We start from the raw sequence: 12,211 nt of genomic DNA on the forward strand, positions 1-12,211 counted from the left end.
GATTGTAATCGGGAAGGTCATCGGTTCGATCCCGTTCACCTCCACCAGATTTAACTGAAAGATTAAGTGGAGTGCGTCCCGATTGTAATCGGGAAGGTCATCGGTTCGATCCCGTTCACCTCCACCAAGTTTGAAAACTTGGAGTAATGGAGCATTGGAGTAGCGGGATTTAAAAACAGACATCCCATTACTCCATCACTCCAATACTCCATTTAAATCGTGGTCAAGGAAGTAAGGGCGACTTAATGCCTGCAGATGTCAAAGAAATCTTAGATTTTTTTCTAAGGTTATGTTATTATTCTAATAGATAGAGTTTCCGGTGGCAATGCCGGAGGGGCAACACCCGTTCCCATTCCGAACACGGAAGTTAAGCCCTCCAGGGCCGATGATACTTGGACCGCAAGGTCCTGGGAAAGTAGGTCGTCGCCGGATTAAAATATAAGAGGGCTCGGTAAAAACTGAGCCCTTTTTGTTTATCCCGGATATTCACAAGTTATGGTTAGGCAGGCTTTGTGCCCACTGCGATCATCTGTGGTTCTTATCTGTGTTCAACCTATTAAACTTTCTCCTGTCATCTCTGCCGGCTTTTTTATCCCAATTAACTCAAGTATAGTTGGCGCAACATCAGCGAGTATTCCTCTCTCTCTCAATTTAACCCCTTTTTTCAAAAGTATGAATGGCGCAGCATTCATTGTGTGCGCGGTGTGGGGCAAACTATCGCCACTGCGCATCTCCTCGCAGTTGCCATGGTCAGCAGTAATAATGGCCAGTCCCCCCGAGGCTAAGACTTTTTTCACAATAACTGAGAGACATTTATCGATAGTCTCACATGCCTTTACAGCAGCCTCAATTACCCCTGTGTGTCCCACCATATCAGGATTTGCAAAGTTCAGGACAATAAAATTATAAACCCCTGAGTCTATCATCTTAATCAATTCTTCTGTTACAGGATAGGCGCTCATCTCAGGCTTCAGGTCATAGGTGGGGACATCTTTTGGAGACGGTATTAAACACCTGTCTTCGCCAGGGAAGGGATTTTCTTCTCCGCCATTGAAAAAGTAAGTGACATGCGCGTATTTTTCTGTCTCGGCAATTCTTAACTGCCGTAACCCTTTATTGCTTATAACTTCACCGAGGATATTTTTCAACCTTACAGGTGGAAATGCAACTGGAAAAGGAAAGGTCTCATCGTATACAGTCATAGTTACATAAGAGCTCAGTTCAGGCCTTTCTTCCCTGTGAAAGAAAGTAAACTCAGCGTTATTAATGGCCATTGTAAGCTCCCTTGCCCTGTCTGCCCTGAAATTGAAAAATATTACAGCATCTTTATCTCTTATTTTTCCGACAGGCTCTGAATCATTAATAATTACAGTCGGCGTTATGAATTCGTCAGTCTCATTTGCCCTGTAGCTTTCCTCTATGGCTTTGATAGCTGATCTGGCCATTCTGCCGGAGCCATTGACAAGCGCCCTGTAGGCACGGTCTATCCTTTCCCATCTTTTGTCCCTGTCCATAGCCCAGTACCTGCCTGTGACTGTTGCTATCTTTACAGAGGGCTTATCCTTTATAAAACTCTCAAGCCCTTTTATATAACCCATGCCTGATGTTGGAGAGGTATCCCTACCGTCCATGAAGGCATGGATAAATACATTCTTCACCCCTACATTTAATGCCATTTCAATCAGGGTATAGAGGTGATTTATATGGCTGTGCACGCCACCGTCAGATACAAGGCCGAGGAGGTGAAGGGCACTGTCTTTTGCAGCATCCATTGCGCCGAGGATAGCAGGATTCCTGAAAAACTCTCCCTCTCTTATTGCCTTATTGATTCTCGTATAATCCTGATACACAATCCTGCCTGCCCCGAGGTTGAGATGGCCTACCTCGGAATTTCCCATCTGGCCTTCGGGCAGACCCACAAATTCGCCTGATGTCTCAAGGACTGTATTGGGGTATTCTTTAAGGAGACTTCTGTAGAAAGGGATATTCGCTATTTCTATGGCATTTTCTTCTGAATGGCGGCCTATTCCCCAGCCATCAAGAACTACTAAGACAAACGGTCTCATTGGAAGGTTTTTAGAAATTCTAAGTATTGATCGGGATGGCCGATAAGTTTAATTCCCATCCCGTTTTTTTCGCTGCGAAATTGCGTTTTTACAGTCCGTATTACCTTACCGGAAAGCTTTAACACATTCCCATCAGGTAGCATAAGCTCCATATCCAGGATAGAGCCTGGCACAACGCCTCTGAATGTCCTTATAAACAAACCGCTCTCTGATAAATTGCTTGTAATGCCCGTATAACTTGCACCTCCAGCATAAAACTTTATTTCCAATCTCTTGATTACCCTTTTAGCGCCCCGTGGCTGCATAGACAAAATTTTAACAGCATTAATGCCTTTAGTCAAACTTGACGCATAGCCATCCTTTTGTTAAACTGCTTGAGCAATGAGTTTTTCCAAAAAGTCTGCCTCTGGCGGGAAAGAAAAAAAAGAATTTCTTCGCCTTCTCCTGGTAGTAAGCACAGTCGGGATAAACCTTGTCGTAGCAACCTTTATTGGCCTCGCAATAGGCTACTATCTTGATAAGCTTTTCGGCACCTCGCCGTGGCTGACCATAATCTTTTTAATCATAGGCATTGCAGCAGGATTCAGAAATCTTTTCAGGGTCGCCTTGAAAGAAAGAAACAATGGAAATTCTGAAAAGGGTCGTTAAGAGGAGCCTTATAGTCCTTATTATACTATCAGTCCTTTCTGTCTTTTTCTTTGACTGGAAAATCCCGCTCAGCATACTCATTGGAGGTGCATTGGGAATTGTAAATCTCAGAGGACTTATATGGGGCATTGAAGGGCTTCTTCATGGGCCAAAGGCAAAAATAGCCATAGTATTTTCCTCTCTGACAAGGCTTTTTATACTTTCCCTCATCATATTTCTTGTGATAAAGTTTGACATAGCTAACATCTTCGGACTACTTGCTGGCTTAACTGTGGTATTCGTAATACTACCGTTAGAAGGGTTCTTATCTGAAAGGAAAAAAGATTGGTCAACCTGAAAGATATTGAGGACACAAGAAAAAAGATAAACGAATTTATCCACCATACTCCACTGATATTTTCTAATTCCTTCAGCCGTCTAACAGGCCGTGACGTTTATCTTAAAGCAGAAAACTTACAGAAAACAGGGTCATTTAAGGTAAGGGGCGCCTTTAGAAAACTCCTGGGCATTAAAAATGCCAGGAAGATAATAACAGCCTCTATGGGAAATCACGCTCAGGGCATTGCCTTTGCAGCAGCCTCTCTCGGCTTCAAGGCAAAGATAGCTATGCCCATAACTGCTCCAATCATAAAAAGCGAGGCAACACGGGCGTACGGCGCTGAGGTTGTATTCTATGGCAGGAATTATTCTGATTCTCTATCCTATGCGGTGAAACAAAAAGGCTATATCTTCATACACAGCTTTGACGACCCTGAGATAATACAGGGCCAGGGCACGGTTGGCCTTGAGGTCACCGAGGACCTGAAAGATATGGACACAGTTGTGGTGCCTGTTGGCGGAGGCGGTTTAATATCCGGAGTAGCAATTGCAATAAAAGAAAAAAAACCAAAGGTCAAGGTTATTGGCGTTCAGGCAGAGGCAGCAATTTCAGCTTATCTTTCCTTCAGGAAAAAGAAAATAGTTGAGCATATCCCGGAACCTACCATAGCAGACGGGATTGCAGTCGGCAGGGCAGGTGAAATAACCATGCCAATAATAAACCGTTACGTTGATGACATTGTGACAGTGTCTGAAGAGGCCATTGCCAGGGCAATCCTTCTGTTCCTTGAGAGAAAGAAACTCATCGTAGAGGGTGCTGGCGCTACACCTTTAGCATCCATGCTTGAAGAAAAAATTAAAACAAAAAAGGGGAGAGTTGTCCTGATTGTCAGCGGAGGAAACATTGATGTCAATGTCCTGGACAGGATTATACTCAAGGGCCTTTCAGCCTCAGGCAGAATTGCTATCCTGGAAATAATCTTAAGCGATACCCCCGGCTCCCTTGCCAGCCTGACAGATTCAATTGCTTCAAGAAACGCCAATATTCTTAATATCCTTCATGACAGGCTTTCAGGAGACCTGCCGCTCGGAAAGACCAGGGTTACAATAGAGCTTGAGACCAGGGGATTTAAACATATTGATGAGATCGTGGATTTTCTAAGCAATAAAGGCTTCAACGTAAAGTCATGCATGGAAAGGGCTGTTGCCAAACCCTTGTAGGTGCAGTCTATATTTTTTGGTTCTGCCAAAGACTGGCAGGGGGAGATGCCGATGATAACTCTGGATTTTACAAATATAATGCAGGAGGCTATTGGCCCTGAGGGATTAAAACCCGAAGATATTGACGCACTTAAGGAACAAATAAAAGATGTCCACAGAGAGATTTCAGGAACTAAATGGCCGGCGTTTGCATTCTTAGATTTGCCCTATCAAGATCTGTCGGAACTTTCAAAAATAGGAGAGGACATCAGAAAGACCTCAGAGTATTTTATGCTCCTCGGCATTGGCGGCTCTGCCCTCGGACCAAAGGCACTGCTCGATTCTTTAAAACCTTTTTATAATTTAAAGCACACCCCAAAGATATTTATATACGACAATGTTGACCCTGATACCCTTACTTCAATTCTCTCAATAATTGATTTAAGAAAAACAACAGTAAATGTTATTACAAAATCTGGAAGCACTGTTGAGACCATGGCGTCTTTTCTAATCCTCATGGACAGACTGAAAAAAGCTAATAAAGAAAATTATAAGCACTGGATTGTTGCTACTACAGACCCTGAGAAGGGAATTCTGAGGGAGGTTGCCAGGGAAGAGGGTTTCAGGACACTTTCAATACACCCTGATGTTGTAGGGCGTTATTCTGTGCTTAGCCCTGTCGGCCTTCTCCCTGCCGCAATAGCCGGCATCGATGTTAAGGGCCTGCTCGATGGCGCAAAAGATATGCTTGAAAAGTGCAAAGCAGAAGACCCATGGAAAAACCCTGCTTATATGGCAGGAGCCCTCATGTATCTCATGGGGCAACAAAAAGGCAAAAGCATTTCTGTGCTCCTTCCATATTCAGACAGGCTTAAGTCTTTTTCAGAATGGTACTGCCAGTTATGGGCTGAAAGCCTCGGAAAAGAAGGTCTTGGCCAGACACCATATCCATCAATTGGAACCACTGACCAGCATTCACAGCTTCAGTTATGGATGGAAGGCCCGAAGGACAAGGTAATAACCTTTATAAGGGTAGAAAGTTCCAGTGATGACATTACCATTCCCGATAAAGATATCCCTGCCCTGAGTTATTTAAAAGGGCACAGCCTCGGAGGGCTCATAAAAGCAGAGCAGGAGGCAACAGAACTCTGCCTCACAAAGGCCAAAAGACCTAATATGCGGATAACCATTCCACGGGTTGATGCATATTATCTTGGCCAGATGTTTTTATTCTTCGAACTTGTAACCGCCTTTACCGGCCTGCTTTATAGGGTCAACCCATTTAATCAGCCAGGCGTAGAAGAGGGAAAAAACTTAACCTATGGAATACTGGGACGTGAGGGTTATGAGGACAAGAGGCGTGAAGCAGTCATGTATAAAGGAAAAATGCAAAATTTAAAATACAAAATTTAATAAACCCCACACCCTTTCGCAGGGTATTCTAAAGATGCGGGATAAAGTCCTTGATTGTCAGGATAGAATATACAGGATAGCCTGATTTTTCGATGTTCTCTCTGCCATTCTGCTCGCACCTGTCAAGAAAAATAATAACAGCTATTATATTTAATCCAGCATTCTTAGCAACCTCTACGGCCCTGATAGTAGACTGCCCGGTAGTAACCACATCATCAACAATAATGACATTATCTCCTGCTCTAACATTTCCCTCTATCTGAAGCATCATGCCATGAGGCTTTGGTTCTTTCCTTATAACAAAAGCATCTATCGGATTCTGCCTCTGATAAGAACAGTGCGCAGTTGCAAAGGCAATCGGGTCTGCTCCCATGGTTGGTCCACCAATGGCCTTAGGTTTTAAATTAAGCTCCTGAATCTTATCGAAAACAATGTTGCCAATGAGATATTGGCCTTCTGCAGAGTGAGTGGTCTTTTTTAGGTTGAAGTAAAAATTACTCATCTTCCCTGAAGATAGTTTAAAGATTGGCCTGTCGCTATATTCGAAAGAATGCTCTTTGATGTAAGAGATTAACCGTGCTTTGTTGTCCATACGAGTTTAAATATTATCAAAATATGACGTGAGAAAACAATAGATATATGCCTCTTTAATCAAGATACCTTTTCCAGAGTTCTCTCACAGCAGCACGTGTCTTTAAAAAATCTTTGATAAGGGCATCTCCACTTTTATAACCTAAAAATTGCGCTATGGCATTTAAATCTTCTGCCTCCTTCGGCATAAGAGATCGTCCGGCAAGCCTGAGGTAAGTCTCAAGACTTCTATAAAACACATAGGCCCTGTAAATCAAAGAACCTTCCTCTCTGTCTAATATATTTAGCCTTATAAGGCGACTGATTGCCCTTAAAGTATTCGGGACTCTGAGTCCTATGTGCTCTCTTCCATACTTCATCTGAAGGTACTGCACTAAAAACTCTATCTCCTCTATCCCGCCCGGGCCAAATTTTATATCATACTGGCCGTCTTCTTTTGAAAGTTCCCGCTCTATCCTCTCTCTCATTTCCTTTATGTCCTGAGAAAGGGTCTCTGGAATATTTTTAAAAGCAATATTATCAATCATGCAAATGAATTCCCTGCCCAGTTTTTCACTGCCGGCCACTGGCCTTGCTTTAAGCAGTGCCTGCCTTTCCCAGAGAGCAGCCTCCTTTTCATAGTAAAGTTTGAATGCGCTTAAAGCCTGGGCTAAAGGTCCTTTTGAACCTTCCGGCCTGAGCCTTGTATCAACCCTGTAACATACTCCTTCTTTTGTGTAGGCCATTAACAAACGCATGGCCCTTTCTGCGGTTTTTGAGTATTGTTCTGCTACATCGACCTGACTGGCCGAAGTATCAATATCGTATACAAAAACAACATCCAGGTCAGAGCCATAGGTTATTTCCCTGCCTCCGAGCTTTCCAAGGCCGATAATACTCATATTCCTTTGTTCAGGGGCTATATCCTCAAAGGCCATCTTGAGGGTTAAATTAAGTATCGCCTCTGCAACCTTGGTCAGGCCTCTCATAAGGTCAGTAATGCTGAGTTTACCGTCGAGGAATAAAAGGCCGAGCCTGATCTCCTCTGAGTGCTTGAATGTCCTGAGCAAATCAACTCCCCTAAAAGGGTTAAACGCATAAAGGGCATTCAGTTCAGAATTAAGAACCCTCAGTGTTTTCTTTTTACTGCCTTCCTCAGTAAGGGTCTCAAGCAACTCCGGTCTGACAATCAAAAGCCTTGATAGATACTCGCTCTGAGAGATTAACTTTATAAGGCGTTCTCTAAGGACTTCATTTTCTTTTAAAAGTGTCTGATAGGACTCCCTCTGGGCAAGAGCCGCAATAAGCCCCTGAAGGAGATTAAGGGCCATGTCCCGTTGATGACTCCCTGCCACACTCTTAAAGATTGAAGGAAGAGTCTCTGAAAGCAGCCTCCTGCCCTTGAGTGTATGATGGGTGACCATCTCATCTTTTATAAGCTGGATATTCTTAATGGCCTTATTTAAGTCTTTAAAGCCATATTGTTTTAAAACTTCTTTAAGTTCGGTCTCTGTTAATTCTTCATCAAACAGAAACCCTTCTTCTGGAACCTTATAGCCAGAAAAGAGGGTCTCATAGATACTGTGAACAGAATATGTATGTTGGTTAAGTTCCCTCTGGAAATCTTCCACATCAGTGTAACCCATTCTCCTGCCCAGCGCTATGAGCTCCTGCTTATCTTCAGGCAGGCTGTGTGTCTGCAGGTCATGAAGGACCTGGAGCCTGTGTTCAAGTTTTCTTAAAAAATTATATGACAGAGAAAGGGTGTAATATTCGCCGTTACTTATAATGCCCTTTTGACTCATCCTGTGTAATGCCTTCAGCGTACCCCGTTCCCTTAAAAGGGGCTCCCTGCCTCCATAAAGCAACTGGAGGGCCTGTGTAAAAAACTCTATTTCCCTTATCCCGCCATAGCCCCTTTTTATATCGCCTTTTCTAAAGGCATTATCAATCTTGAGCTTCATCTGCCTGATTTCATCAACAGCGCTAAAATCGAGGTATTTTCTGTAAACAAAGGGCCTCACGGTTTCAAGGAATTCTTTTCCAATCCTCTCGCTTCCAGCCACAGGCCTTGCCTTGAGCAGGGCCGCCCTCTCCCATGTCCTGCCCCAGGACTCATAGTAAATCTCATAACTTCTCAGGGACATGGCAATATCTCCACTCTGGCCTTCTGGCCTGAGCCTGAGGTCAACCCTGTAAGCAAAACCTTCTCCTGTGGTGGTTTGAAGGGTCTTTGTTAAAAGTTCTCCAAGCTTACAGTAAAATTCATGGTTTGATATCCTGTTTATCCTGATGCCATGTGAAGAGAGAACCCCTGAGGTCTCTCCTCTTTCTGATGAATAAAGATAAAGGAGGTCTATGTCTGAACTGTAATTGAGCTCTTCGCCGCCGAGCTTGCCCATTCCAATAACAGAAAATTCTGCCCCTCCTTCTGGATCGCCATACCGCTGCTTCATGTAACCGATGGCTGAATCTAAAGTTGCTTCGAGGGCTGCTGAGGCGAGGTTGCTAAGGTCGAGCATTGTATTTACAAGGTCTGCCTTTCCCATAAGATCGAGGAGTGTTATCCTTAACATTTCTTTCTTTTTGAAGTTCCTTAAATTCATCATTAACTCATCAATGGTGTTATTCATGGTAAGGTTTTTAAGCTCCTTTAAATAGCTCTCTTTCTCTACAGGCCCTTTCAAATTCTTAAGGGTCTGAATCAGCACTTCAGGTTCTGAGATACAGTAGTAGGCTAAAAACTGGCTGCTTCCAAAAAGTATTGAGAGCGGCTTAAGAAAATTTAATTCGGTTAACTCATCTATTAAATAAGGGTGGGCGCTAAAAAGCTCTGAGATATTTTTAAATGCCCTTTCAGGGTCAGGGGATATTGCTGAGATATCCCTGATAAGTTTTTCGTAATTACTCACAATAATTTATATTTAATTTTTTATTCTTCGCTTCCCCAGAGTCTCGGGTCAATAGCATCCCTTATGCCTTCGCCAACAATATTGTAACTCAGGACAGTTATAAGGATAGCCAGGCCAGGAAAAACTGAAAGCCACCATGCAACCTCGATATTGTCCTTTCCAGAGGTCAGTATATTACCCCAGCTTGGAGTGGGTGGCTGAACACCAATACCGAGAAAACTCAGGGCAGACTCCACTAAAATCGCACTTGCAACTCCAAGTATAAATGAGACAATCACAGGGGCAAGGCTATTGGGCATGATGTGTCTGAAAATTATCCGCATGTCCCTAACTCCAAGCCCTTTTGCAGCAAGGACAAATTCCCTCTCCTTTAATGTAAGAACCTCTGCCCTCACAAGCCTTGCAACGCCCATCCATGATGTAAGCCCTATGATAACCATAATATTCCAGATACTTGGTCCAAGAAAGGCTATCACAGCGAGGATTAAAAAAAATGTCGGGATGGACAGCATTATGTCAACAAACCTCATGCTGATGCGATCAAGCCAGCCACTATAATAGCCGGATATTGCACCTAAAATTATCCCTATGATGGTCGCAATACCGATTGCCACAAAACCGACGGACAGTGATATACGTGAGCCCCATATAACCCTGCTCATGATATCCCTGCCGAGGTCATCAGTACCAAATGGGTGACTCAAACTCGGAGGCTCAAGCACGTGTTTTTTATCTATGATATTAGGGTCGTAAGGCGAAATAAGCGAAGCAAAAATAGAAATGATAAAGAGAATCAGGACAACCATCCCTCCTGCTACAGCGAGTTTGTTCTTTTTAAACCTGTGCCAGAAAATCATTTTATTCTTATCCTCGGGTCTACAATGGCATAACACACATCTGCTAACAGGTTGCCAAGTAATGTCAACATTGCACTGATAGTCAATATTCCCATTACCAGAGGATAGTCCCTTGTCATAACCGACATATAGAATAACTGGCCCATCCCCGGAATGCCGAATATTGTCTCAAATATAACGCCTCCACCTATCAGCCCTGGGATTGAAAGGCCGAGCAATGTAATAATCGGCATAAGAGCATTTCTCAAGGCGTGTCTGTATACGACATCTGATTCAGGTAAGCCTTTTGCCCTTGCTGTTGTCACATAATCCTGCCTTATCACCTCAAGCATATTACCTCGCATATACCTTGAAAACCCTGCAAGTCCGCCAAACGCAGAAACAAAGACAGGCATAATGAGGTGCTTTGCCCAATCCCATATCTTTCCCGTGCCTGACAATGTTTCATAGTTTATGGACTTGAGCCCCGATATTGGAAGCCAGTCCAGATAAACGCCAAACAGTATCATCAACAGAAGGGCCAGCCAGAAAGTGGGGATGGCAAAACCAATAAAAACAATTACTGTTGTAACCTTATCGTATGTAGAATATCGGTGCGTTGCAGATGATACTCCTATTGGAATGGCAACAAGTAAAATAAGCAACAGAGACAGGACATCGATCAGAAGGGTGATAGGCAGCCTTTCCTTTATCCTATTCCAGACAGGCCGCCTGTCAGCAGAGAACGAATCACCAAAGTCGAGTTTAACAATCCTCTTGAGCCACATGCCATACTGGACAATGATGGGCTTATCAAGGCCATAATATTTCTCCAGTCTCTCCCTCGCCTCCGGCGTAATCTTTGGGTTCATCTCGGCCATGATATCCGTTGGTTTACCAGGCGCGAGGTGAATGATAAAGAAGCAAAGCAGGGTAATCCCGAATAAGGTCGGAATAAGCTCGAGTATGCGTTTTATTAAATAACTAAACATAGCTATATAATAAGTTAGAAGTAAGAAATGGGAAATTAGAAGTAAAGAATTTTTAACTTCTCACTTCTCATTTCTCACTTAGTTAAAATATGTCTCTGCAATTTCTGTGGCACATACCATTTAGGCAGATTATAGGTTATCCCTATCGGAGAAGGCTCAATGCCCTTAAACCGTGTATGCACAATTGGCAGGCCATCAGGGACATATAAGAAAATATAAGGCAGTTCATCGGCGAGTATCTCCTGAACCCTGAAATATGCCTTTTTCCTTTCTTCGATGTTAAATGTCCTGCGTCCCTTCTCAAGAAGTTCATCCACTTCAGGATTATTATAGCTCACAAAATTAAACTCCTTCTCCTTTGTCTTACTCGAATGCCAGATATCATACTGGTCACCGTCAAGGCCTATGCTCCAGCCGAGAATCACTGCCTCGAAGCGCCGCTTGTCTATAAATTCATTAATAAATGTACTCCATTCAAGCACCCTGATTTCTACCTTTATCCCTATCTTTTCGAGTCTCCACTGAATGATGGTAGCAGTATTCTTCCTGAGGGTGTTTCCCATATTGGTAAGGATGGTGAAGCTGAATGGTCTTCCGTCCTTATCCAGAATGCCGTCTCCGTCAGTATCTTCCCAGCCTGCTTCTTTGAGAAGCTCTTTCGCCTTCTCAGGGTTATATTCGTATTTCTTGACATCAGGATTATAAGGCCATGTGTTTGGAACGTACGGTCCTGTGGCAGGATTGCCGAGTCCGAAGAGAATCACATCTATGATCTCATTTTTATCTATGGCATGTGCTATCGCCTGTCTTATACGTTTATCTTTAAATAATGTATGCTTCAGATTGAATCCCATATATGTATATGCAAAGACAGGGTAGCGAAATTTTTGAAAGTTCTTTTTAAAGTAAGGTGTATCGGTCTGTCTCATATATTGAATTGGTATAAGCCCCATCCAGTCAACACTACCTGCCTGAAGTTCAAGGAACATCGTTGCCTGGTCAGGGATAATCCGGTAAATATACCGGTCTATATATGGCCTGCCTTCAAAATAATCTTTATTCGATTCTAAAACAACTTCCTGCCCTGTAGTCCATTTTACAACCTTATAAGGGCCCATGCCGATTGGTTTTCTGGCGAACTCGCTTTTGGGTAGTTCTTTTATATCTTTGCCTTCTAATAAATGTTTCGGCAGCACTGCAAGATTTCCCCAGGTTGAAAGTGCAGGTGCAAAGGGCTTTTCATAGGTTACCCTGAA

General features: G+C 43.2%; 11 protein-coding genes and 1 rRNA gene. 5 read left to right on the plus strand and 7 right to left on the minus strand.

Annotated elements, in window-relative coordinates; translation table 11 throughout:
* The first annotated feature begins 315 nt into the window (after positions 1 to 315).
* Positions 316 to 432, plus strand: a 5S ribosomal RNA gene (gene rrf / locus HZC12_04930).
* Between the two features lie 116 nt (positions 433 to 548).
* On the opposite strand, the gene HZC12_04935 is transcribed toward rrf, so the two are convergent.
* Together HZC12_04935 and HZC12_04940 are read right to left on the minus strand one after the other, a co-directional pair.
* Positions 549 to 2,066, minus strand: a complete 1,518-nt coding sequence (locus HZC12_04935; GenBank protein ID MBI5026072.1) for a 2,3-bisphosphoglycerate-independent phosphoglycerate mutase — start codon at positions 2,064 to 2,066, stop codon at positions 549 to 551.
* Positions 2,063 to 2,371 (minus strand): PilZ domain-containing protein, encoded by a 309-nt coding sequence (locus tag HZC12_04940; GenBank protein ID MBI5026073.1) that lies wholly within the window; start codon positions 2,369 to 2,371, stop codon positions 2,063 to 2,065. The genes HZC12_04935 and HZC12_04940 overlap by 4 nt, the downstream gene beginning before the upstream one ends.
* A 76-nt stretch (positions 2,372 to 2,447) precedes the next feature.
* Here HZC12_04940 and HZC12_04945 point away from each other — a divergent pair, with 76 nt between their 5' ends.
* From HZC12_04945 to HZC12_04960, 4 genes are read left to right on the plus strand one after another with little or no spacing between them, the layout of a single operon-like run.
* A complete protein-coding gene (locus tag HZC12_04945; GenBank protein MBI5026074.1) occupies positions 2,448 to 2,714 on the plus strand; it encodes an AtpZ/AtpI family protein in 267 nt (88 codons plus the stop codon).
* Complete coding sequence (locus HZC12_04950; protein ID MBI5026075.1) at positions 2,689 to 3,051, plus strand: ATP synthase subunit I; 363 nt, start codon at positions 2,689 to 2,691, stop codon at positions 3,049 to 3,051. Before HZC12_04945 ends, HZC12_04950 begins: the two co-directional genes overlap by 26 nt.
* Positions 3,039 to 4,253, plus strand: coding sequence for a threonine ammonia-lyase (locus HZC12_04955; protein ID MBI5026076.1), 1,215 nt, complete (start codon positions 3,039 to 3,041; stop codon positions 4,251 to 4,253). Before HZC12_04950 ends, HZC12_04955 begins: the two co-directional genes overlap by 13 nt.
* 51 nt (positions 4,254 to 4,304) lie before the next feature.
* The gene (locus tag HZC12_04960; GenBank protein ID MBI5026077.1) at positions 4,305 to 5,645 is read left to right on the plus strand and encodes a glucose-6-phosphate isomerase; all 1,341 of its coding nucleotides are present in this window, start codon (positions 4,305 to 4,307) and stop codon (positions 5,643 to 5,645) included.
* Positions 5,646 to 5,673: 28 nt separating this feature from the next.
* Here the strand turns inward: HZC12_04960 and pyrE are convergent, their stop codons facing one another.
* The 5 genes from pyrE to HZC12_04985 form a co-directional block, all read right to left on the minus strand.
* Entirely contained in the window at positions 5,674 to 6,237 is a 564-nt protein-coding gene (gene pyrE / locus HZC12_04965) for an orotate phosphoribosyltransferase (GenBank protein MBI5026078.1), read from the minus strand.
* 55 nt (positions 6,238 to 6,292) lie between these two features.
* On the minus strand, positions 6,293 to 9,127 hold the full coding sequence (glnE, locus tag HZC12_04970; GenBank protein ID MBI5026079.1) for a bifunctional [glutamate--ammonia ligase]-adenylyl-L-tyrosine phosphorylase/[glutamate--ammonia-ligase] adenylyltransferase: 2,835 nt from the start codon (positions 9,125 to 9,127) through the stop codon (positions 6,293 to 6,295).
* A gap of 20 nt (positions 9,128 to 9,147) precedes the next feature.
* Positions 9,148 to 9,984 (minus strand): ABC transporter permease, encoded by an 837-nt coding sequence (locus tag HZC12_04975; protein ID MBI5026080.1) that lies wholly within the window; start codon positions 9,982 to 9,984, stop codon positions 9,148 to 9,150.
* Positions 9,981 to 10,955, minus strand: a complete 975-nt coding sequence (locus HZC12_04980) for an ABC transporter permease (GenBank protein ID MBI5026081.1) — start codon at positions 10,953 to 10,955, stop codon at positions 9,981 to 9,983. Before HZC12_04980 ends, HZC12_04975 begins: the two co-directional genes overlap by 4 nt.
* A 74-nt stretch (positions 10,956 to 11,029) precedes the next feature.
* Positions 11,030 to 12,211, minus strand: a 1,182-nt coding sequence (locus HZC12_04985; GenBank protein ID MBI5026082.1) for a peptide-binding protein, incomplete at its 5' end; no start/stop codon positions are given.

Source organism: Nitrospirota bacterium (genome assembly GCA_016214385.1).
Classification (GTDB): Bacteria; Nitrospirota; Thermodesulfovibrionia; order UBA6902; family JACROP01; genus JACROP01.